Consider the following 19,830-nt stretch of genomic DNA (forward strand, 5'->3'; position numbering starts at 1 on the left):
CGCTCCGACCGTCGGGGCCGGTTCTCCCTCGCGGAGGACCGGCCCCGGCCGTTCCGACCTGAACCGGCGCACCGGAGCGTCCGTGGAACCAGGTTGTTGTGCCCGCCGGGTAAGCCGGGCGCGGCAGGACCACTTCGAAGAACGGGGACCCGCATGACCAACGACACCGTCCACGCCGACGCGGCCGGCACCTGGCAGCTCGGCGACCTGACCGTCAACCGGATCGGCCTCGGCGCGATGCGGCTCACCGCGAACGCCGACGGCAGCCCCAGCGACCGCGACCGGGCCGTCGCCGTGCTGCGCCGCGCGGTCGAGCTGGGCGTCAACCACATCGACACGGCGGCGTTCTACTTCTCACCGCTGCGCTCGGCCAACGAGCTGATCAACCGGGCACTCTGGCCGTACCCGGAGGATCTGGTCATCGTCACCAAGGTCGGGCCGGGCAGGGACCCGTCCGGCGAGTGGCTGCCGGCGGCCCGGCCGGAGCAGCTCCGCGGCCAGGTCGAGGAGAACCTGCGCCAGCTCGGCCGGGACCACCTGGACGTGGTCAACCTGCGGGTGTACGGGCCGGAGCCGCTGGCCGAGCACTTCGGCGCGCTCACCGAGCTGGTCGACGCCGGGCTGATCCGGCACCTCGGTGTCTCCGCGGTCCGCGCGCACCAGGTCGCCGAGGCGCGGACGATCGCCCCGGTGGTCTGCGTGCAGAACTCGTACGGGCTCGGCTACCGCCGGATCCACGACGAGCTGATCCGGGACTGCGCCGCGCACGGCACCGCGTTCGTGCCGTTCTTCTCGATCGTCACCAGCGGACGGGAGGCGGGTGCGACCGGCGAGGAACACCCGGAGGTGCTCGCGGTGGCGCGGGAGCACGGCGTCACCGCCGCCCAGGTCCGGCTGGCCTGGACGCTGGCCCGGGGCCCGAACGTGCTCGCCATCCCGGGCACCGGCGACCCGGCGCACCTGGAGCAGAACGTCGCGGCCGGCGCGCTCCGCCTCTCCCCCGCCGATCTGGTGCGGCTCGACGCGGTCTGAGGTTGTTAAGCGGGGGCCCCTGCTATGCACGAGGCGTTAAGCGGGGGCCCCTCCTTACCGTTCGGCCCTTGGCAGAAGGGGTGGGTGGGGAGCGGGGGGCGCGGCGGAGACTGGGCCGATGGCGACCTTCTCCGTGCAGGCCCGGCCCACCGACGCGGTGAGCTGGGGTGAGCTGGCCCGCACCGTCGAGGCCGCCGGCTTCGACGCGCTGCTGGCCGCCGACCACCCGGGTTTCGGCCCGTCCCCGTTCGTGGCGCTGGCCGCCGCCGCGGCGGTGACGGGCACCCTGGGCCTCGGCTCGTACGTGTCGAACGCCGGCGTCCGGGAGCCGATCCTGCTCGCCGCCGACGTGGCCACCCTGGACGTGGTCTCCGGCGGCCGGGCGCGGCTCGGCCTCGGCGCCGGCCACACGCCGGGCGAGTGGCGGGCGGTCGGGCGCGAGCGCCCGGACGTCGCCGGCCGGGTCCGCCGCTGCGTGGCGGTGGCCGAGGCGGTCCGGGCGCTGCTGGCCGGCGACGAGGTCACCGTGGACACGCCGGACCTGGCCGCGCACGCCGCCCGCCTCGCCGGTCCGCGGCCGGTCCAGGGCCGGATCCCGCTCACCGTGGGCACGGCCAACTCGACGCTGCTGCGGTGGGCCGGCGCGCACGCCGACGTGGTCGGCCTGACCGGCTTCGGGCGTACCCTGCCGGACGGCCACCGGCACGAGGTGCGGTGGCGGGCCGACCAGCTCGACGCGCAGCTCGCCCAGATGGCGGCCGGTGCGGCCGGCCGGGAGGACGCGCCGGCGCTGGAGGCGCTGGTGCAGCGCGTCGCGGTCACCGACGACGCGGAGGCGGTCGCGGCCGAGACGGCCGCGGAGACCGGCCTCACTCCGGCCGAGGTGCTGGCCACTCCGTTCGTGCTGATCGGCACCGCCGACGAGATCGTCGCGGCGGTGGCGGGGCACCGGCGCCGCTGGGGCGTCACCCGCTTCGTGGTACGCGCCGACGCCGTCGACGCGTTCGCGCCGCTCCTGCCGCGGCTGGCGGGAAACGGGTCGACTTCGAGCGCACTCGAGATAGGACACTGAAACCATGACGACGACACGACTGTTGGGCCGCAGCGGCATCGAGGTCAGCGCCATCGGCATGGGCTGCTGGGCGATCGGCGGCCCGCTCTGGGCGGGCACGCAGCCGCTCGGCTGGGGCGAGGTGGACGACGACGAGTCGGTCCGCACGATCCACCGGGCGTTGGAGCTGGGCGCAACGCTCTTCGACACCTCCAGCAACTACGGCGCCGGGCACAGCGAGCGGGTGCTCGGTCGCGCGCTCGCCGGCCGCCGGGACGGGGCGGTGATCGCCACCAAGTTCGGCTACCCGACCGACGAGGCGACCCGGCAGGCCGCCGGCGAGGACGGCAGCCCGGAATACGCGCGGCGCAGCCTGGAGGGCTCGCTGCGCCGGCTCGGCACCGACCACGTCGACCTCTACCAACTGCACCTGGGCGGCCTGCCGGTGCCGCAGGCGCTGGACCTGGTCGGCACGCTGGAGGACCTGGTCGGCGAGGGCAAGATCCGGGCGTACGGCTGGAGCACTGACGACCCGGCCTCGGCGCGCGCGTTCGCCGAGGCGGGCCCGCACTGCGCGGCGATCCAGCACGACCAGTCGGTGCTGCGGGACAACGCCGCGATGCTCGCGGTCTGCGAGGAGTTCGACCTGGCCAGCCTCAACCGGGGGCCGCTGGCGATGGGCCTGCTGACGGCGAAGTATCAGGACACCCCGACCGCCCGGGGCGACGACGACGTGCGCGGGGTGGCCCCCGAGTGGCTGACCTGGTTCAGCGACGGCGTGCCGCGCGCCGAGTGGGCCGATCGGGTGGCCCGGGTCCGCGAGGCGCTCACCGCCGACGGGCGCACGCTCGCCCAGGGCGCGTTGGGCTGGCTGCTCGCCCGCAGCCCGCAGACCCTGCCCATCCCCGGCTGCCGGACCGTCGGCCAGGCCGAGGAGAACCTCGGCGCGCTGGCGCACGGGCCGCTGCCGGAGGCGGCGTTCGCCGAGGTGGAGCGCCTCCTCGCCGACCTGCGCACCACCCCGGCGACCGCGTGAGTGCGGCAGGGTGACGAGTACGCCCGGCACCTGCGCCAGGGCGACACCCGGCGGGAGGCCATCGACGGCCGCACCGGGGAGTGGCGCGACCGCTCCGGTGCCGGGCGTGTCGCGGACGGCAGACATGTCTCGTCGAATGCGGTATGCCTCAGCGTCATAAATATGACGCTGAGGCATACCGCTGCCGAGGCGTCTCGGCTGCGGGGCGCGACACGCCCACGCGACGCTGCGCCGGTAGTCGTCAGCTCACCGTGTAGCACTTCGTAGCAACTGTGGGATAAGATTTCGGCGTGGCTGAGCACGCCCATCGAGAGATCACTCAACGTGAGCTGCGAAACGACTCCGGCGCCATCATGCGTGGGGTGGAGCGCGGCGAATCCTTCACGATCACGCGCAATGGCACGCCGATCGGGCGGTTGATTCCGATCCGAAGGCGCATGTTCGTACCCAGAGCCGAGGTGCTCGCGACCTTCGCCAGCGCCCCCAGGCTCGACGAGGCACGGCTGCGAGCTGACCTCGATGCCGCGATGGACCAGGATCTCCTCAGTCGTGACTGGTGAGAACTCCGTCCGGGGCTTGATCGACACCAACATCGTCATCCATCTGAGCGGCTTGGTCGCGTCGGAGTTGCCCGACGAGATGGTGATCAGCGCAGTCACCCTTGCGGAACTCTCGGCCGGCCCGCATCACACCGACGATCCCGGCGAGCGGGCCCGCCGGATGAGTGTGTTGCAGCATGTCGAGGCCACTTTCGAGCCACTTGTGTTCGACGCGGAGGCAGCACGGGCTTTCGGCCTGATCTCAGCAGCCGTGCGTGCCGCCGGGCGTGGGACACGCCGCCGAGTGACTGACCTGATGATCGCTTCCGTCGCGCATGCCAACGCCCTTCCTCTCTACACCACCAATCCCGCCGACTTCGTCGGGCTGGATGAGCTGGTAGCTGTTCGCCCAGTCAGTCGGCCGGCCGGCTGACGTTCCGGGTTCGACCAGGTGCGCGGCGTGCGTGACGAGTGAGTGATTCCGCTCCACGCATCCGGATCGCGTCGCGTACCCGAAGATGTGAGCATGCGGATCCTCATGGCCGGCGTGTCCGGCTTCCTCGGCACCCGACTTGTCGACCGGCTCGGCGCGGACGGGCATCAGGTCACCCGCCTGGTCCGCCGCGCGCCGCGCACCCCGGACGAGCGGCAGTGGAATCCGTCCGCCGCACAGCTCGACCCGCAGGTGGTCGCGGACGCCGACGCGGTGGTGAACCTGGCCGGCGCGGGGGTGGGCGACAAGCGCTGGAACGACGACTACAAGAAACTGATCCGGACCAGCCGGGTGGACAGCACCACCACGCTCGCCATCACGATCGCCGGCCTGCCCGCTGCGGACCGGCCGGCCGCGTTGCTGAACTCCTCCGCGGTCGGCTGGTACGGCAACACCGGGGACCGCACGGTGGAGGAGGACGCGCCGGCCGGCGAGGGGTTCCTCGCCGACGTCTGCCGGGTCTGGGAGGCGGCGACCCGGCCGGCCGAGGACGCCGGCGTACGGGTGGTGCGGCTGCGGACCGGGCTGCCGCTGCACCGCGACGGTGGTCTGCTCAAGCCGCAGCTCCTGCCGTTCCGGCTGGGCGTCGGTGGCAAGCTGGGCAACGGCCGACAGTGGCTGCCGTGGATCTCGATGCCGGACTGGCTGGACGCGACCGCGTTCCTGCTGGCCCGCGACGACGTGGCCGGCCCGGTGAACGTGGTCGGTCCGGCGCCGGTCACCAACGCCGAGTTCACCAGGGAGCTGGCCCACCAGCTGCACCGGCCGGCGATCATGCCGATCCCGGCGGTGGCGTTGCAGGTGGTGCTCGGCGGCTTCGCGCACGAGGCGCTCACCAGCACCCGGGTGCTGCCGGGCGTGCTCGACCGGGCCGGTTTCACCTGGACCCATCCGGATCTGCCGGGCGCGCTGCGTGCCGCCCTCACCGGCTGAGGGCGACGCGAGCTGCTGGTAGGTGTTAATCGGGGCCCCCGCCTCTACCGGAGGCGTTAAGCGGGGGCCCCTCCTTACATCGGGTCAGCAGCCGATGACCCAGTAGCTGGGCCCGGTCTGCCTCAACGACGTGGTGTAGAACGTGTTGTAGAGGCCCATCCGCTGACCGCTGCCCAGCGCGTAGGCGTACCCGCCGGACTGGTAGGCCCGGCCGGCCGCGACGTGCGCGTAGTTGCTGGCGGTGACGCAGACCGGCGCGGTGGTCGGCGACGCGGTCGGGGTGGGCGACGCGGTCGGTGACGCGGTCGCCGTCGGGGTCGGGCTGGGCGTGGCGCCGCCGCCTCCGAGGCCGAAGAAGAGCGCGTCACGGTACGTCGAGCAGATGGTGTCCAGGAAGTACGCCCCGGCGGTGCCGCACTGGTCCGCCGCCGGGCCCGGGTCGACCGGGGTGCCGTGGCCCATGCCGGAGACGCGGTAGACGCGCACCTGGTCGCTTCCGTAGACCTCCAGGCTGGTGCCACCCGGCAGGGACGAGGTGCTGGTCGGGGTCTGCGAGACGCCGAGCACGTTGGTCCACTGGTCCCGCGACTCGGTCGCGTTCGCCACGTTGACCGTGTAGTCGCTGGTGCCGTGCCACACGGCCACCCGGGGCCGCTTGCCGGCATAGCCGGGATACGCGTTGCGGACCAGGTCGCCCCACTGCGCCGGGGTCTTGTCCACGCCCGGGTTCATGCAGCTGAACGCGCTTGTGGTGCTGGTGGCGCAGCGGTACGGGAGGCCGGCGACGATCGAGCCGGCGGCGAACACGTCCGGGTAGGTGGCGAGCATGACGGCGCTCATCGCGGCGCCGGCGGAGAGACCGCTGACGTAGACGCGGCCGGCGTCGGTGCCGTAGTTCGACTTCGCGTAGTCGACCATCTGCTTGACCGACAGCGCCTCGCCCTGGCCCCGGGCGGTGTCGCCGGTCTCGAACCAGTTGAAGCAGGAGTTGGCGTTGTTGCCGGCGGGCTGCTGCGGCACGATCAGCGCGAACTTCCACTGGTCGGCGTACTTCTGCCAGCCGGAGTTGGTGAAGTAGGTGGCGGCGTTCTGGGTGCAGCCGTGCAGCAGCACCACGGCGGGCGCGTTGCCGGGCAGGCCGTCCGGGCGGTAGGCGTACATGGTCAGGTTGCCGGGGTTGGAGCCGAACCCGGTGACCTGGGTCAACGAAGCGGCCTGCGCGGGCAGCGCGGCGACCAGGACGCCGGCCGCGGCCAGCACGACCCCGGCCACCGCCCCGGCGAGGCGGGTGATGAGGGATGAGGAGCGGGACACGGGGACCTCCCGATCATGGAATGTGAACTGGGTCACTCTCCGAGTTGCCGGAACGTTACGTCCGTGTTTCATCGACGGGAATGGCTGTCGGTCACACATTCACCGTCCGGGCGGTGTGCCCGGGTCCGGTTGGTAACGTCCGCTGCGTGCCGTCCTCCCCGGTCGCCGACCCGCCGCCCGCCACCGCCGCCCGCGACCGGCGTGCCGACCTGCTGGTGACACTCGCCGCGGTGGCGCTGGCGCTCTGGGTGACCAGCGGGATGTGGCGGGACCCGAACACGCGGACGATCACCGTCAACGCCAGCGACCAGGCGCTCTTCGAGTGGCTGCTGGCCTTCGGCGGGCACGCGCTCACCCACGGCGAGAACCCGCTCTTCACCCACCTGATCAACGTCCCGGACGGGGTGAACCTCGCGGTCAACACCTCGATCACCGTGTACGCGGCGGTCTTCGCGCCGCTGACGTACCTGGTCGGGCCGCCCGCCACGTTCCTGGTGATCCTCACGCTCAACCTGGCCGCCACCGCGGTGGCCTGGTACTGGCTGCTCAGCCGGCACCTGGTCGGCAGCCGGCTGGCCGCCGGGGTGGGGGCATTGTTCATCGCCTACTGCCCGGCGATGGTGTCGCACGCCAACGCGCACCTGAACTGGACCGCCGGCTGGCTGGTGCCGCTGCTGATCTGGGGCGTGTTCCGGCTGCGCCGGCCCGGTCGCGCGGTCCGCGGCGGGATCGTGCTCGGCCTGCTGGTGGCCGTCGCGTTCTCGATCGCCGCCGAGGGGTTGTTCTTCACCGCGCTGGCGCTCGCCGCGTTCCTCCTGGTCTGGGCGCTGCACCCGGCCCGGCGCGCGGAGGTGCGGGCCGCGCTGCCCCGGATGGCGGCCGGGCTCGGGGTGACCGCGCTGGTGGCCGGCGTGCTGCTGGCGTACCCGCTCTGGCTGCACTTCGCCGGGCCGCAACGGTTCCACGGCACCGGCTTCGACCCGTTGATCCACTCCGAGGACATCGCCGCGTACCTGTCGTACCCGCGCCGGTCGCTGGCCGGCTGGGCCGGGTTCGGCACCTCGCTGGCCCCCAACCCGACCGAGGAGAACTCGTTCTTCGGGGTGCCGCTGCTGCTGCTCGCGGTCGCCTGCTTCGCGCTGCTCTGGCGGCGCGCCGACCGGGCGTTCCGGGCCACCCTGCTCGCGCTCGGCGTGACCGCTGTGGTCTTCGCGGTGCTCTCCTGGGGGCCGACCGCCAAGTGGAACGGCCGGCGTACCGACCAACTGCTGCCGTTCGGGGTGCTGGACAACCTGCCGGTGGTCAACGCGGCGTTGCCGTCCCGGCTGGCGCTTGTCGTCGCACCGGTGATCGGCCTGCTGCTGGCGTACGCGATCGACGCGCTGCGCGCCCGGCCGCCCCGGCGGCGGGTGACCGGCGCGGCCTGGTTGGTCGGCTTCGCCGCCGCGCTGCTGCCGCTGCTGCCCACCCCGCTGCTCACCAGCGTCCGCGAGCCGATCCCGGCGTTCATCACCGGCGGGGCCTGGCAGCGCTACGTCCCGCCCGACGGGGTGCTCACCCCGCTGCCGCTGACCGTCGACGTCTATCCGGACGGGCAGCGCTGGCAGGCGTACGCCCTCGCCCACCGGCAGGGTGAGTTCCGCATCCCGGCCGGTTTCTTCCTCGGCCCGGGCGGCCCGGACGGCCGGGGCCGGATCGGCCCGGTGCCGCGCACCTTCGACACGCTGATGGATCAGGCCGGGCGGACCGGGCTGGTGCCGATCATCACCGAGGGCAGCATCGAGGAGTCCCGGGCCGACCTGCGCTACTGGGGGGTGCGGGCGGTGGTGCTGGCCGACCGGGTGCACGGCGCCAAGTTCGACGTCGACGAGGAGGCGTTGCGCCGCACCGCCACCGCGCTGCTCGGCCCGCCGGAACGGGTCGAGGACGTGTGGGTGTGGCGGGTGCCTCCGGCGTGACGCGACGAGCGTCACCGGGAGGTGGCCCGGCCGGCGGGACTAGGCTGGTCGGGTGAGCGTGACGACTTCCGGACCGACCGCCGTCCGCGCCGGCCGGCTCGACTACCAGGCTGCCTGGGACGAGCAGCGCCGGCTGCACGAGGCCGTGGTGGCCGGCGAGCGGGGCGACACGGTGCTGCTGCTGGAGCACCCGAGCGTCTACACCGCCGGCAAGCGGACCGAGCCGTGGGACCGGCCGACGGACGGCACGCCGGTGGTGGACGTGGACCGCGGCGGCAAGATCACCTGGCACGGTCCGGGGCAGCTCGTCGGCTACCCGATCGTCCGCCTGCCCGACCCGGTCGACGTGGTGGCGTACGTCCGGCGCACCGAGCAGCTCCTGATCGACGTCTGCGCCGAGTTCGGGCTGACCGCCGGCCGGGTCGAGGGGCGCAGCGGGGTGTGGGTGCCGGCGGACGACCGGGGCCCGGCGCGCAAGGTGGCCGCCATCGGCATCCGGGTGGCCCGGGGCGTGACGCTGCACGGCTTCTCCATCAACTGCGACTGCGACCTGGGCTTCTTCGACCGGATCGTGCCCTGCGGCATCCGGGACGCCGGCGTCACCTCGCTCAGCGCCGAGCTGGGCCGGCCGGTCACGGTCGCCGACGTGCTGCCGGTGGTGGAGCGGCACCTGCCCACGCTGACCCGGGTCTGACCGGGTGCGGCTCGACCTGGTCACCCTCGTCGTCGCCGAGTACGACCCGGCGATCGCGTTCTTCACCGAGGTGCTCGGCTTCGAGCTGGCCGAGGACTCGCCCTCGCTGACGAACGACGGCCGGCCCAAGCGCTGGGTGGTGGTCCGCCCGCCGGGCGGCGGCACCGGGCTGCTGCTGGCCCGCGCCGACGGTGAGCACCAGGCCGGTGCCGTCGGCGACCAGACGCACGGCCGGGTCGGCTTCTTCCTCCGGGTCGACGACTTCGACGCCGTGCACCGCCGGATGGCCGACGCGGGCGTCGAGTTCGTCCGCCCGCCCCGCACCGAGCCGTACGGCCGGGTCGCGGTCTTCCGCGACATCGCCGGCAACGCCTGGGACCTGCTCGGTCCCGCCTGATCCAAGAAGGATCAATCGATAAGCATTGATATTTACTGTCGTGAATGCGACGCTGGGTATGGAAGCGCTCCCACTCCCATCCTATGCGCCGAAGGAGGACGTAACCGTGCGTTCCCACCACCAATCCGGACGACCGCGATCAACCGTCCGCGCGCTCGTCGTGGCGCTCGCCCTGATCGCCGGCATCCTGGCCGTGCCCGGCGCGGCCCAGGCCCACGGCACGATCGTCAGCCCGGCCACCCGCGCCTACAAGTGCTGGCAGACCTGGGGCAGCCACCACACCGACCCGGCCATGCAGCAGCAGGACCCGATGTGCTGGCAGGCCTTCCAGGCCAACGCCGACACCATGTGGAACTGGATGAGCGCGCTGCGCGACGGCCTCGGTGGCCAGTTCCAGGCCCGCACCCCCGACGGGCAGCTCTGCAGCAACGCGCTGTCCCGCAACGACAGCCTGAACCGGCCCGGGGCGTGGAAGACCACGAACATCAGCCGCAACTTCACCGTGCAGCTCTACGACCAGGCCAGCCACGGCGCCGACTACTTCAAGGTCTACGTCAGCAAGCAGGGGTTCAACCCGACCACCCAGACGCTCGGGTGGGGCAACCTCGACTACATCACGCAGACCGGCCGGTACGCGCCGTCGCAGAACATCAGCTTCAACGTCTCGACCTCCGGCTACACCGGACACCACATCCTCTTCGTCATCTGGCAGGCATCCCACCTCGACCAGGCGTACATGTGGTGCAGTGACGTGAACTTCACCTGATCGCGTACCGCACGTCGCTCCGGCCCAGGACCCCGTGTTCCTGGGCCGGAGCCGTGCCTCACGGGGTGAGGCGGTGCAGGTCGCGCGGGAAGGCGGTCACCTCGCGGACGTTGGCCGCGCCGGTCAGCCGGGCGACGAACCGCTCCAGCCCGATCGCGAAACCGCCGTGCGGGGGCATCCCGTGCCGGAACGCGTCCACGTACCCGGCGTACGGCTCCAGCGGCTCGCCGCGCGCCGCCAGCGCGGCCAGGTAGTCGTCGTACCGGTGCAGCCGCTGCCCGCCGGTGACCAGCTCCATCCCCCGGAACAGCAGGTCGAAGCCGTTCGCGTACGCCGGCCGGGCCGGGTCCGGGTGGGTGTAGAAGGGCCGCTTCGCCATCGGGTAGCCGGTGACGAACAGGAAGTCGCTGCCGTGCTCGGCCCGCGCCCACTCCCCCAGCGCCCGCTCGTGCGCGGGCGCCAGGTCGGGCTCGTCGGCCGGCGCCCCGGCGATCGTCAGCGCGTCGGTGAAGTGCACCGCCGGGATCTCGGCGGGCACCTGCGGCACCGTCACGCCGAGCGTGTCCAGCGCGCCGGCGGCCCGCTCGACAACGCCGGCGAGCATCCCGGCGAGGGTGTCCCGCAGCACGCCCATCACGTCCCGGTGGTCGGCCACGAAGCCCAGCTCGACGTCGAGCGAGGTGTACTGGGCCAGGTGGCGCACCGTGTCGTGCGGCTCGGCGCGGAACACCGGCCCCACCTCGTAGACCCGCTCGAAGACGCCGACCATGAGCTGCTTGTAGAACTGCGGCGACTGGGCCAGGTAGGCGGGCCGACCGAACCAGTCCAGCGCGAAGACGTTCGCCCCGCTCTCGGTGGACGAGCCGACCACCTTGGGCGTGTGCACCTCGACGAAGCGCTGCCGGTCGAGCGTGGCCCGGAAGCCGGCCACCGCCGCCGCCGAGATCCGCAGCGCGGCGGACCGGGTCGGGTGGCGCAACGCGGTCGGCGCGTGGTCGAGCTGGGTGGGCAGGCTCGCGGTGAGCGCCGGCCGGTACAGGTCGAACGGGGGCGGCACGGCGGGCGGGCCGAGCGGACGTACCGTCGGCTCGACGACCTCGACCCCGGCGGGCGCGGCGGGGTTCGCGACCACGGTGCCGACCACCTCGACGACGGTCTCCTCGGAAAGCGCCTCGACCTGCGCGCGCACGGCGGGCGCGGCGACCACCACCTGGGCGAGCCCGGTGGCGTCCCGGACGATCAGGAAGGCCACCGACTTGAGCAGCCGGCGGCGGTGGACCCACCCGGCGAGCCGGACGGTCGCGCCGACATGGGCGGAAAGTTCGTGGGACAGGATGCGTTGCACGGTGGCTACCTCCTTGATCAATCGCAACGCGATCCCCAGGGAGGTGTGGGCGAGCGGGAACCTCGCGGTGCCACCACACCTTCGCCCCCGCCGCAAGCGGGAGCCTCGTTCGTCGCCTTTTCACCGGGGCCAGCCGGGCGGGGTCTACTGGGCGCGGGTGTTAAGCGGGGGCCCCGCCTCTACCGGAGGCGTTAAAAAGGGGCCCTTCCTTACACACGGCCGTTCTTCCCGCAGCTCGGGAGGGTCTTCGCGGGCCGGCGCCAGACCGCCTCGCAGCAACCGGCGGCTCTCTGGGCTGGCGGGTCGGTCCGCTACTCGGCTCCGTCGCAGCTCTGCCGGCACGCTAGCACCGCGACCGCCCGTTGTGACGTGAATATTTTCGGCGCTCGTGTCCGGCGTCACAACATTTCCGGCGTGACGGCCGTCGCCCGACGTCCATCGACCGTCGCCGACCGGCGTAGGCTCGGTTTGTGACGATCGAGCATTCTGCGCCGACGACTCAGCAGCCAGCGTCCACCGCGACGGTCGCGCCGGAGGGGCGCCGCATGCTGCGGATCGAGGCGCGCAACGCGGAGACGCCGATCGAGCGCAAACCGCCGTGGATCAAGGTCAAGGCCAAGATGGGCCCGGAGTACACGCAGCTGCGCGGGCTCGTCTCGCGCGAGGGGCTGCACACCGTGTGCCAGGAGGCCGGCTGCCCCAACATCTACGAGTGCTGGGAGGACCGGGAGGCCACCTTCCTCATCGGCGGCGACCAGTGCACCCGGCGCTGCGACTTCTGCCAGATCGACACCGGCAAGCCGGCCGAGTTCGACGCCGACGAGCCGCGTCGGGTCGCCGAGTCGGTCGCCGCGATGGGCCTGCGCTACGCGACCATCACCGGCGTGGCCCGCGACGACCTGCCCGACGGCGGCGCCTGGCTCTACGCCGAGACGGTCCGGCAGATCCACGCCCTCCGGTCCGGCTGCGGCGTCGAGCTGCTGATCCCCGACTTCAACGCGGTGCCCGAGCAGCTCGCCGAGGTCTTCGGCTCGCGGCCCGAGGTGCTCGCGCACAACGTGGAGACCGTGCCGCGCATCTTCAAGCGGATCCGCCCGGCGTTCCGCTACGAGCGCTCGCTCGACGTGATCCGGCAGGCACGCGCCGCCAACCTGGTCACCAAGAGCAACCTCATCCTCGGCATGGGCGAGGAGCGCGCCGAGATCTCCCAGGCGCTGCGCGACCTGCACGAGGCCGGGTGCGAGCTGATCACGATCACGCAGTACCTGCGCCCCTCCCCCCGGCACCACCCGGTCACCCGCTGGGTCAAGCCGGAGGAGTTCGTCGAGCTGCGCGAGGAGGCCGAGGAGATCGGCTTCGCCGGCGTGATGAGCGGCCCGCTGGTCCGCTCGTCGTACCGGGCCGGCCGCCTCTACCAGCAGGCGCTCGCCGCCCGCGAGGGGATCGCCGTCGCCGGCTGAGGCCGGCCGTCGACCGCGTCACCCCCCGCCGGCCACCCGCCGGATGCCATGATCAAAGGCATGACCGCCGGGGTACGCCAGGAGCCACGCGACGCCGACCGGCCGCGTACGCCCCGGCGGCCCCGGCTGCCGACGCTGCTCGCCCTGCTGGTCGGGTGCGCCGGCGTCGGTTACCGGTTGGCGCTGCTGCTCGCCGACGCGCCACCCAGCAACAGCGACGAGGCGACCATGGGGCTGGCCGCCCTGCACATCGCCCGCGGCGACGCGTTCCCGGTCTGGTTCTACGGCCAGGCCTACATGGGCACGCTGGAGGCGTACCTGGCCGCGCCGCTGGTCGCGGTCGCCGGGCCGTCCGTGCTGGTGCTGCGGCTGCCCACGCTGGCGTTGTACGCGCTGTTCCTGCTGCTGTCGTGGCGGCTGACCCGCCGGCTCGGCGGCGACCCCTGGTACGCCCTGCTGGTCGTCGCCGTGCTCGCGCTCGGCGCGGACCGGGTGGTGAAGAACCAGCTCATCGCCGGGGGCGGCTATCCGGAGCTGAATCCGGCCGGGACGGCGCTGGCGCTGCTCACGGTCGGGCTGTGCGCCGACGGGCCGGGCACCCGGCTGCCCCGCTGGGCGGCCTGGGGCCTGGTCGCCGGCGTGCTGCTCTGGGTCGACCCGCTGGTCCTGCCGTACGTGACGGCGCTCGGTGCGCTGCTGCTGGTGTGGCGACGGCGGGAGCTGGCCGGCCGCGCCGGGGCGGTGCTGGTCGGCGCGCTGCTGCTGGGCGCCGCGCCGATGCTGCTGGACAGCCTGCGCCACGGTCGCAACCCGCTCACCGCTGTGGTGCGGGCCAGCAGCTCGGACGTGGCGGCGGGCTGGGCCGAACGGTTGCACGGCGGGCTGGTCCTCGGCCCGCCGCTGGCCATGGGTTTCTGCTCCCCCGGCCACTGCACTCCGTGGCAGCTCTGGTGGGCGCCGGTCTTCCCGGTCCTGCTGCTGCTCGCCGCGCTGGCCGCGTGGCGCACCCTGCGCGGCGCGGTTGCGCGCACAGGTCTTGGACACGTTCCGTTCGCGGCGAACGCCACCTGTCCACGATCCGGTGACGATCCCGCCGGACCGGCGGATCGGCGGGTGTCGGCTGGTGTGCGGTTGGCGCTGCTCGCCGGCGCGGCGACGGTGCTGGCGGCGTACACGGCGAGCAGCGCGGCCGGGCGGACGCCGATCGAGAGCAGCCGCTACCTGTCCTGTCTGGCGGTCGCCGTTCCCGCCCTGCTCTGGCCGCTGTGGCAGGCCGCCCGCCCACTCGCCCGGCCGCTCGGCGGGCTGCTGGCCGGGCCGCTCGGCGGGCGACGCCAGTTCGGCGAGGTGGCGGTGTCGGGGCGGCCGGGATACCGCCACTTCCCCGACCTGGAGTCGATCAAGACCGCGGCGGCGAGGGCCACCGTCGGTGGGGCCGCGGCGGTCGCGGTGCTGGCCGGGGTGCTCGGCACCGGGGCGAGCGCCACGGTGGACGTGATCCGGGCGGTGCCGGCCGTGCACGCCGAGGCCGATCGGCACCGGGCGCTCGTCGACACGCTCGGCGCGCTCGAGGTCCGGCACGTGTGGGGCGGCTACTGGACCTGTAACCGACTCACGTTCGCCACCGGCGAGGACGTGGTATGCGCGGTGGTCGACGACCGGCTGCGCCCCGGCTTCGACCGGTTGCCGGAATATCGGCGGGCCGTCGCCGCGGACCCGGACGCGGCCTGGGTGGCCCCGGACGGATCGCCGCTGGCCGCGCGGCTGGACGGACAGCTCGGCGCGGACCTGGGCGCGCTGCGCGTCATCACGATTCCCGGCTGGCGGATCTATCTGCCCCGTCGCTGACCGGCCGCGCACCCACCGGAGGCGGTGGCGGCCTACCGGGCCCGACGCGGGGCCGGGGCGGTTGACGGCGGGTCGAGCAGGCCGAGGCGGTGCGCCAGCGCGGCGGCCTCCACCCGGTTGGTCACGTCGAGCTTGGCGATGATCCGGGAGACGTGCACGCTAGCCGTCTTCGGGGAGATGAAGAGCCGTTCGGCGATCCGGCTGTTGCTGTGCCCCTCCGCGACCAGCCGCAGCACCTCCTGCTCCCGGTTGGTCAGCAGGTCCGGCCCGGGTCGCCCGGTGCCACGCAGCCCGACCCGGCGGGCCAGCGTGGCGGCCTGCTCGCCCAGCGGGGTGGCGCCCAGGCGGGCGGCCAGCTCGACCGTCTCCCGGACCGCGGCGGCCACCTCGTCCCGCTCGCCGGCCGCCGCGGCCACCTCGGCCAGCCCGAGCAGCGCCCGGCCCAGCGGGTACGGCTGCCCGGCCGCCCGCCACGCCGCCACCGCGGCCCGCCACGCGCCCAGCGCCTCGCCGGGTTCCTCGCCCTCGGGAAGCAGGCCGGTCAGGAGCGCGGCGACCTGGGCGGCGTGCGCCCGTTCGGCCGGATGGCGGGTGGGCAGCACGGCCGCCGCCGCAGCCACCTCGGCTGCCACCGTGCGGTCGCCGGCCAGCACCGCCGCCCGGGCCGCCGCGCTGAGCACCGGCCAGCCCTCGCGGGGCAGGTCGACCAGGTGCGTGTCGGCCAGGGCGGCGCGGGCCGCGCGTACCGCCTCCGGCTTGTCGTCGGCGGCCAGGGCGGCCTCGACGCGCAACTCGTGCAGCGGCAGCCGGTGGTTCGGCCAGAGGTAGGGCCGGCCCAGGAACGCCAGCGCCCGCCCGACGAGTTCGTCGGCGGCGGGATGGGCCCGGGCCAGCCGGAGCCCGGCGCGCAGTTGGAGCCAGTGCAGCCCGGAGACGCCCGGCGGGTCGATCCGGGCCGCCTCGGCGCAGGTCGCGTCCGCCTCGTCCCACCGGCCCAGCGCGATCAGCGCCTCGGCGCGGTTCGACAGCAGGTAGGCGCCGATCGAGCGGCTGATCCCGACCCGGCGGGCCTCGGTCACCCCGGCCGCGGCGGCCTGCTCGGACTCGGCGTACCGGCCCAGCTCGTAGAGCACGTCGGAGAGGAAGACCAGCGCGCTGACCAGCGCCCACGAGTCGCCGGCGGCGCGGGCGCGCGCCTCGACCCGGCGCAGCTCGGCGAGGCCGCGCTCCGGGGTGCCGTCGACTCGGTGCCGCACCGCGATCCGGGTGGGCAGGAGCACCAGGTCGGTGCCGGCCTCGGACGCGCCCGTGATCGCCTCGGCGGCGACCACTGCGGCCTCCCGGGGGTCGACCTTCATCAGGTGCGCCGCGATGTCGGCCAGCACGCCGATCCGGGCCGGACCACCGGGCGCGCCGACCGCCAGCCGGTACGCCTCGCGCAGCTCGGGCGCCCCGTCGCTCTTGCCGAGCAGCGCGAGCAGCCGGCCCCGGTGGTCGAGCAGGCCGGCGGCGCGCAGCGGCTCGGCGGCGGAGTCGACCTCGGCCAGCGCGGCCCGGGTGAGCGTGAGCGCCCGGCTCAGGTCGCCGGCGGTGACCGCCGCGGTGAGCGTCTCCTCCAGCACCCGCAGGTGGTCCATGCCGAGGCGGTCGGCGGCGTCGGGCACCTGCTCCCACAGTTCGAGGACGCGTTCCAGCAGCCGGCTCTGCTCGGCGTACGCGTAGCGGTCGGCAGCCGCGGCGGCGGCGACCCGGGCGGCGGTGAGGGCGCGCGGGTGGTCGTGCGCCGCGTACCAGTGGTGGGCGATCTCGGCCGGGGCGCGACCGGCGGCCACCAGGTGCGGCTGCGTCTCGATCGCCGCGGCGTAGCGGGCGTGCAGCCGGGCGTGCTCGCCGGGGAGCAGGTCGTCGTGCACCGCCTCGCGGACCAGCGCGTGCCGGAACTCGTAGTCGCCCTCCGGGTCGGCGACCACGAGCTGCCCGGCGACGGCGGCGCGCAGCGCGTCCTCCAACTCGGCCTCGGGCAGCCCGGCCACCTCGGCGAGGAGCCGGTGGGCGAAGCGGGTGCCGCCGGCGGCGGCGATCCGCAGCACCCGCTGGGCCGGCTCGGGCAGCCGGTCCACCCGGGCCAGCAGCAGGTCGCGCAGCGTCTCGGGGAGCGCGGCGCAGCCGACCGGGCTGCCGGCCGCGGCCAGCTCCTCGATGAAGAACGGGTTGCCCTGGGTGCGGTCGTGCACGTCGTCGACGGCGCGGGCGGACGGCTCGGCGCCGAGCAGGTCGGCGAGCACGGCGGCGGTGCCGTCGCGGTCGAGCCGGCCCAACTCGACGCGGTCGACGCCGCGGACCCGGTCCAGCTCGGCGAGGAAGGGCCGCAGGGGGTGGCCGCGGTGCAGCTCGTCGGTGCGGTAGGTGCAGAGGACCAGCAGGCGGGTGGCGCGGGCGGCCCGCACCAGGAAGCCGATGAGGTCCCGGGTGGACCGGTCGGCCCAGTGCAGGTCCTCGATCACCAGCACCAGCGGGCGGTCCTCGGCGAGCCGCCGGAACAGCTCGGCGACCAGGTCGAACAGGTAGCCGCGCGGGGTGTCGGCGAGCGCCGGCCCGGCGGGCACGGCGGCACCGGCCGGCATCCGGGCCAGCTCGGGCAGCAGCCGGGCGAACTCCGCCTCGTAGCCGGCGAACGCGGCCGGGCCGTCGTGCCGCAGCACGTCGCGCAGCGCGGCCGCGAACGGGGCGAACGGCAGGCCGGCCTCGCCCAGCTCGAGGCACTGGCCGACCAGCAGCCGCGCCCCGGCCGCGGCGACGTGGCCGCCGAACTCCTCCAGCAGCCGGGTCTTGCCGACACCGGCCTCGCCGCCGACCAGCACGGTGGTCGGGTCGCCGCCCCCGGCCCGGGCCAGCGCCACGCGCAACGCGGCCAGCTCGGGCTGCCGGCCGACGAGCACGGTGCTGGCGGCGCGTACGGTCACGCCGTCGAGCATGCCACGACGGTCCGACGCCCCGGCCGGGCCGAACGGGCCGCCGGGAACCGCCGGTCCGACCGCCCCCGTGACGGCCGGACCGACGACTGCCGGCCGCACAAACCCGGCAACGGCCGGACCGACGACTGCCGGCCCCGGGAACCCGGCGACGTCCCGCCGGGTGACCGGCGGGGCGGTCACCGGCGGGCGTCGGTGGTGCGGGCGGGGTGCTGGCGCCGGCCCAGCCAGCCGTGCGGGTGCCGGCGGGGCAGCGACCGGGCGAGCCGGTCGTGGGCCGCGTCGGCCTGCAACTCGGCGGCGTGGCTGCGGTGGATGCCGAGCAGGAACTCTGCGTCGTTGCCGAACATCTCGGTGCTCCCTGTCGTGCGGTGGTCGTGCTCCGTCGAGGTCGACTGTCCGCGCGAAGGTGCCCCCGGCGCATGGGTACGCCGCCCGATCTTCGGCTGCGCCGCCTCCTTACCCGGGGGCCGGCGGGACCCGGCGCGGACGTAAGGTACTCAGCCCCGCGCCGGAACGGGTGGCCACGGATCAACGGGGTGAGCGCCGACCACTAGACTCTGCGGCATGGCAAAGCCCCAGGAGAAGGTCTCGTTCGGCCAGCGGCTGAAGCAGATCGGGATGGTTTTCAAGTTCACCGCCAAGCAGGACAAGTGGTTCGCGCCGCTGACCGCGGCGGCGGTGCTGATCCCGCTCGCGCTCACCGTGGTCGCGGTGCTCGCCTGGGGCTGGCTCTTCCTCCCGATCGGCATCCTGCTCACCCTGCTCGCCGTGCTGATCGTGCTCAACCTGCGCTCCAACAAGGCGATGATGAACGCCGCCGAGGGGCAGCCCGGCGCAGCGGCGCAGATCATGGAGAGCATGCGCGGCGACTGGCGGGTCACCCCCGCGGTCAGCTCCACCACGCAGATGGACATGATCCACCTGGTGGTGGGCCGGCCGGGCGTGATCCTGCTGGCCGAGGGGAACGCGCAGCGCGTCCGGGGCCTGCTCGGCCAGGAGAAGCGCCGGCTGGCCAAGGTGATCGGCTCGGCCCCGCTGCACGACTACGTGATCGGTCAGGGTGAGGGTGAGCTGCCGGTCCGCAAGCTGCGGATGACGTTGATGCGGCTGCCCCGGTCCCTCTCGCCGAAGGACGTCAACGCGCTCGACAAGCGGCTCAAGGCGCTGACCGCACGGCCGCAGATGCCCAAGGGCGCGGTCCCGAAGAACATGCGGCCGGCGCGTGGCGCGTTCCGGCAGACCCGGGGTCGCTGACTCCCGGCGTACGCGAAACCGGAGCCGGCCCCGCGCGGGGCCGGCTCCTTTTTCGGTCTGGGTCAGCGGCGCGGCGCGTCGGTGACGACCGCGCCGGTGAGCCGGTCGTGCAGGCCCCGCCGGTGCTGGTCCATGACCAGGGCCGGCACGACGAGGGACAGCAGGAGGCCGCGCAGCAGCGCGCGGGCCAGCCCGATCCGGCCGCCGTCGGCCCAGGCGACGCAGCGCAGCCGGGTCAGGTACATGCCGGGGGTCTGGGCGAAGAGGCCGAGGAAGAAGCCGTACTCCAGGATCAGCACCAGGACCGGCGGCCACCCGTCGCGGACCGGGTCGGCGAAGGACCGGGCGACCATCAGGCAGAGCACCCAGTCGATGATCAGCGCGCCGAACCGGCGGCCGAGGCTGGGTGGCGTGAAGGCGGGGTCGGTGGCGGGTGGCACCGGGGCGGCGGCGGTATCGGTCACGCGGCCAGGGTAGCGCCGCCTCGACGCCCACCGAAAAATCCGACAAGGCCGTCATTGGCGGACAGACCGCGCGGGCGATGACGCTCCGCGAGCGACGTAACACGGCGGAAACAGAGGAGACACGGCCGGGCAACCCCCCGGCCATAGCGTCGCCAAGAGTCAGCCACCGGAGTGGACCTGCCAGGAGGACGTGTGTTCGCCAATTCCGAGGAACTCCTGCGATACCTCAGCAACGAGGACGTGAAGTTCGTCGACGTACGTTTCTGTGACC

The 19,830-nt window shown here is 74.0% G+C and carries 18 protein-coding genes; 13 read left to right on the plus strand and 5 right to left on the minus strand.

Annotated features, from left to right (window positions below; translation table 11 throughout):
• Positions 1-153: 153 nt before the first annotated feature.
• The 6 genes from ACH495_RS21775 to ACH495_RS21800 all read left to right on the plus strand — a co-directional run bounded on the left by ACH495_RS21775 (position 154) and on the right by ACH495_RS21800 (position 5,084).
• Positions 154-1,032 carry an oxidoreductase gene (locus tag ACH495_RS21775; protein WP_396859534.1) on the plus strand — a complete coding sequence of 293 codons (879 nt, stop codon included), beginning with the start codon at positions 154-156 and terminating at the stop codon, positions 1,030-1,032.
• A gap of 118 nt (positions 1,033-1,150) precedes the next feature.
• A complete protein-coding gene (locus tag ACH495_RS21780; RefSeq protein WP_396859535.1) occupies positions 1,151-2,104 on the plus strand; it encodes an LLM class flavin-dependent oxidoreductase in 954 nt (317 codons plus the stop codon).
• Positions 2,105-2,108: 4 nt separating this feature from the next.
• Positions 2,109-3,119 carry an aldo/keto reductase gene (locus ACH495_RS21785; protein WP_396859536.1) on the plus strand — a complete coding sequence of 337 codons (1,011 nt, stop codon included), beginning with the start codon at positions 2,109-2,111 and terminating at the stop codon, positions 3,117-3,119.
• A 290-nt stretch (positions 3,120-3,409) separates the two neighbouring features.
• A complete protein-coding gene (locus tag ACH495_RS21790) occupies positions 3,410-3,679 on the plus strand; it encodes a type II toxin-antitoxin system Phd/YefM family antitoxin (protein WP_396859537.1) in 270 nt (89 codons plus the stop codon).
• Positions 3,680-3,695: 16 nt separating this feature from the next.
• A complete protein-coding gene (locus tag ACH495_RS21795; RefSeq protein WP_396859538.1) occupies positions 3,696-4,091 on the plus strand; it encodes a type II toxin-antitoxin system VapC family toxin in 396 nt (131 codons plus the stop codon).
• 93 nt (positions 4,092-4,184) lie between these two features.
• Positions 4,185-5,084, plus strand: a complete 900-nt coding sequence (locus ACH495_RS21800; RefSeq protein WP_396859539.1) for a TIGR01777 family oxidoreductase — start codon at positions 4,185-4,187, stop codon at positions 5,082-5,084.
• 84 nt (positions 5,085-5,168) lie between these two features.
• Here ACH495_RS21800 and ACH495_RS21805 read toward each other — a convergent pair whose 3' ends face one another.
• Positions 5,169-6,398, minus strand: a complete 1,230-nt coding sequence (locus ACH495_RS21805) for an alpha/beta hydrolase family esterase (protein WP_396859540.1) — start codon at positions 6,396-6,398, stop codon at positions 5,169-5,171.
• A gap of 146 nt (positions 6,399-6,544) precedes the next feature.
• Between ACH495_RS21805 and ACH495_RS21810 the strand changes: the two genes are divergently transcribed.
• The 4 genes from ACH495_RS21810 (at position 6,545) to ACH495_RS21825 (ending at position 10,213) form a co-directional block, all read left to right on the plus strand.
• Positions 6,545-8,356, plus strand: a complete 1,812-nt coding sequence (locus ACH495_RS21810; protein ID WP_396859541.1) for a DUF2079 domain-containing protein — start codon at positions 6,545-6,547, stop codon at positions 8,354-8,356.
• A 52-nt stretch (positions 8,357-8,408) separates the two neighbouring features.
• On the plus strand, positions 8,409-9,050 hold the full coding sequence (gene lipB / locus ACH495_RS21815) for a lipoyl(octanoyl) transferase LipB (protein ID WP_396859542.1): 642 nt from the start codon (positions 8,409-8,411) through the stop codon (positions 9,048-9,050).
• A gap of 4 nt (positions 9,051-9,054) precedes the next feature.
• Positions 9,055-9,447 carry a VOC family protein gene (locus ACH495_RS21820; protein ID WP_396859543.1) on the plus strand — a complete coding sequence of 131 codons (393 nt, stop codon included), beginning with the start codon at positions 9,055-9,057 and terminating at the stop codon, positions 9,445-9,447.
• A 160-nt stretch (positions 9,448-9,607) separates the two neighbouring features.
• On the plus strand, positions 9,608-10,213 hold the full coding sequence (locus ACH495_RS21825; protein WP_396859544.1) for a lytic polysaccharide monooxygenase: 606 nt from the start codon (positions 9,608-9,610) through the stop codon (positions 10,211-10,213).
• Positions 10,214-10,271: 58 nt separating this feature from the next.
• Here ACH495_RS21825 and aspS read toward each other — a convergent pair whose 3' ends face one another.
• Positions 10,272-11,558 (minus strand): aspartate--tRNA(Asn) ligase, encoded by a 1,287-nt coding sequence (gene aspS, locus ACH495_RS21830; RefSeq protein WP_396859545.1) that lies wholly within the window; start codon positions 11,556-11,558, stop codon positions 10,272-10,274.
• A gap of 470 nt (positions 11,559-12,028) precedes the next feature.
• Here aspS and lipA point away from each other — a divergent pair, with 470 nt between their 5' ends.
• Together lipA and ACH495_RS21840 are read left to right on the plus strand one after the other, a co-directional pair.
• Complete coding sequence (lipA, locus tag ACH495_RS21835; RefSeq protein ID WP_396859546.1) at positions 12,029-13,018, plus strand: lipoyl synthase; 990 nt, start codon at positions 12,029-12,031, stop codon at positions 13,016-13,018.
• Positions 13,019-13,078: 60 nt separating this feature from the next.
• The gene (locus ACH495_RS21840) at positions 13,079-14,866 is read left to right on the plus strand and encodes a DUF423 domain-containing protein (RefSeq protein WP_396859547.1); all 1,788 of its coding nucleotides are present in this window, start codon (positions 13,079-13,081) and stop codon (positions 14,864-14,866) included.
• A 32-nt stretch (positions 14,867-14,898) separates the two neighbouring features.
• Here ACH495_RS21840 and ACH495_RS21845 read toward each other — a convergent pair whose 3' ends face one another.
• Both ACH495_RS21845 and ACH495_RS21850 read right to left on the minus strand, forming a co-directional pair.
• Positions 14,899-17,841 carry an ATP-binding protein gene (locus tag ACH495_RS21845; protein ID WP_396859548.1) on the minus strand — a complete coding sequence of 981 codons (2,943 nt, stop codon included), beginning with the start codon at positions 17,839-17,841 and terminating at the stop codon, positions 14,899-14,901.
• Positions 17,842-18,017: 176 nt separating this feature from the next.
• Positions 18,018-18,188: a hypothetical protein gene (locus tag ACH495_RS21850; protein WP_396859549.1), complete on the minus strand. Its 171-nt coding sequence runs from the start codon at positions 18,186-18,188 to the stop codon at positions 18,018-18,020.
• 217 nt (positions 18,189-18,405) lie between these two features.
• Here ACH495_RS21850 and ACH495_RS21855 point away from each other — a divergent pair, with 217 nt between their 5' ends.
• Positions 18,406-19,095, plus strand: coding sequence for a DUF4191 domain-containing protein (locus ACH495_RS21855; protein WP_396859550.1), 690 nt, complete (start codon positions 18,406-18,408; stop codon positions 19,093-19,095).
• A 62-nt stretch (positions 19,096-19,157) separates the two neighbouring features.
• Here ACH495_RS21855 and ACH495_RS21860 read toward each other — a convergent pair whose 3' ends face one another.
• Entirely contained in the window at positions 19,158-19,559 is a 402-nt protein-coding gene (locus ACH495_RS21860; RefSeq protein ID WP_396859551.1) for an RDD family protein, read from the minus strand.
• Positions 19,560-19,830: the final 271 nt, after the last annotated feature.

Origin of the sequence: Micromonospora sp. NPDC018662, assembly GCF_044391475.1 — a bacterium.
GTDB lineage: Bacteria > Actinomycetota > Actinomycetes > Mycobacteriales > Micromonosporaceae > Micromonospora.